The sequence below is a fragment of the Acidisoma sp. C75 genome, assembly GCF_054665095.1.
The window spans coordinates 1-2,437 of the sequence record NZ_BAAFHD010000028.1; the positions used below are offsets into that span (position 1 = coordinate 1).

Annotated in this window: 2 protein-coding genes; both read left to right on the top strand. The window is 67.0% G+C overall.

Annotated features, from left to right (window positions below; genetic code table 11):
• A partial coding sequence (locus ACYQ7X_RS17390; RefSeq protein WP_459698335.1) for a methyl-accepting chemotaxis protein occupies positions 1-1,171 on the top strand: 1,171 nt, incomplete at its 5' end.
• Positions 1,172-1,448: 277 nt separating this feature from the next.
• Positions 1,449-2,437 (top strand): HAMP domain-containing protein (locus ACYQ7X_RS17395; protein WP_459698336.1); only part of this gene is annotated, 989 nt, incomplete at its 3' end.

Sequence of the window (2,437 nt, forward strand, 5' to 3'; positions counted from 1 at the left end):
GCTCGGCCTCGAAAAGCTCGCCGAGGGCGACTTGCTGTTCCGCCTCAACCGCGCCTTCTCCGCCGAATACGAGAAGCTGCGGCATGACTACAATGCGGCGATGGAACGGCTGCAGGAGACGATGGCCTCGATCTCCGCCAATACCCATGGCGTGCGGGCCGGCGCCGGTGAGATCAGCCAGGCGTCCGACGATCTTTCCCGCCGCACCGAACAGCAGGCCGCGAGCCTGGAAGAAACCGCCGCCGCCCTCGACGAGATTACCGCAACCGTCCGCCGCACGGCAGAAAACGCCCGCGAAGCCCGCAGCGCCGCCGAAACCGCCCAGCACGAGGCAACCCGCTCGGGCGAGGTGGTGCAGAATACCGTGACCGCGATGAGCGGGATCGAAAACTCCTCCAAGCAGATCGGCAATATCATCGGCGTGATCGACGAGATCGCCTTCCAGACCAATCTGCTCGCGCTCAATGCCGGCGTCGAGGCCGCGCGTGCCGGGGAAGCCGGGCGCGGCTTCGCGGTGGTCGCGACCGAGGTGCGGGCGCTCGCCCAGCGTTCGGCGGAGGCCGCCAAGGAGATCAAGACGCTCATCTCCGCCTCCAGCCGCCAGGTGGAAAGCGGCGTGCAACTCGTCGGCGAAACCGGCACGGCGCTTGCCAGCATCGCGGAACAGGTGGCGCGGCTCAACGGGATCATCGGCGAGATCGCGAGCTCGGCACAGGAACAGGCGACCGGCCTCGCCGAGGTCAATACCGCGGTCAATCAGATGGACCAGGTGACGCAGCAGAACGCCGCCATGGTCGAGCAATCGACGGCGGCGAGCCATAGCCTGGCGCGCGAGGCGGAAACCCTGGCGCATCTGGTGGCCCGCTTCAGGATCGAGGCGGAAGGCACGGCGGCGCGGGGCCACGAGGCAGCCCCGGCCCGGCCCGCACCGCGCGCCCCCGCCGAGAGCAAGCGCGCCCTGCCCGCCGAGGCCACGCGCAAGACCGCGAGCCGCCAGGGCGAGGCGCGGCCGGCTGCTGAGGCGCGGCCGGCTGAGGCGCGGCCGGCTGAGCACCCGACGGCCGAAGGCAGCCGCGCGCATGCCGCCCGCCCCAAGGCCGAAGCCGCCAGCGCCCCCCGCCGGGCGCCTGCCGTGGCCGACGCAGAGGATGACCGCTGGGCAGAATTCTAAAACCCCACCACCCGCCCTGGCCCTCGGCGTGAAGCCCGGCAAAAACCGCCAGGCGAAGGGCTGAGGGCGCCGGGGAGGCAGAGGCGGAAGGGCGGGCAGCCCATGACAGTTGTGCTGCGAGGATTGATCTCCCATCGACACCGATGAGCGGACACCGATTACTCACGGAAACTTTACTATTTCTGCGGCACTTCTGAGGCTCACCCGAACGCCCGCTCATCGGGATTGCGCCACCTCGATCCAAACGCCCGACCGCAGGAGAGATCCGTTGAAAAACGTGCCAATCACCGGCAAGATTCTGCTTATCCTTGGTATCTTCGGTGTCTTCGTCCTCGGCGTCGCCTTCTACGCAACCGGGCAGCTCAAGACGACCGACCGGAACTACTCGGCGCTTATTTCAAACCAGCAAAAGGCTGCCCTTGCCCTTGCACGGGCCGCGCGTAACCTGCAGAGCGTGCGGGGGGCGGCAGGAGATATCGCGGTTGCCACTTCTTCCGATCAGAGCGATGCCGCCTATGCGGAGTTCAAGACGAGCTTCGCGCAATTCAACCAATTGATGGATGAGGCAATGGCTGGGGATCGCGGCAGTGCCGCGGCCCTCGCGGCGCTCAAAGCCCAAGCCGGCGACGTCGTCCTGAAAAAATGCCAGCAGGCGATTACCGATGCGCGCAAAGCAATTTTGCCGACGCAGCTTCTGATCGCACAATCTGAATATGTCAGCGGCTGCGCCCCGGGTTTTCACAGCATCACTGGCGCGCTCATCGAAGAGGTGAAGGCGCTCGCGGCACAGGCCCGCACCGCCAGCCATGCGCTGAGTGGCACAACCGCGCGCTCCGTCGTCTATACCTTTGCCGGCATCATCGTCGGCTTGATCGTCATCTTCATCATCGGCTTCATCGGGGCGCGCGCCTGGATTGTGCGGCCGGTGCGTGCGCAAATCGGCTTCATGGACAGGCTTTCAGAAGGCCAGTTCGACATCGAGATTGCCGGCGTTGAGCGAAAGGACGAAGTGGGCGCGATCGCGCGCGCGGTCGAAGGCTTTCGCGATGCCGGGCGGGAGAAGCTGCGGGTGGAAGCAGCCGCCGGCGAGCATCGCGCTGAGGCTGAGGCGGCCCGCGTTGCGCAGGAAGCCGAGCGGGCGGAGGTTGCCGCGCGCACCACGGCCGTCGTCGAACAGGTGGCGCTCGGCCTCGAAAAGCTCGCCGAGGGCGACTTGCTGTTCCGCCTCAACCGCGCCTTCTCCGCCGAATACGAGAAGCTGCGGCA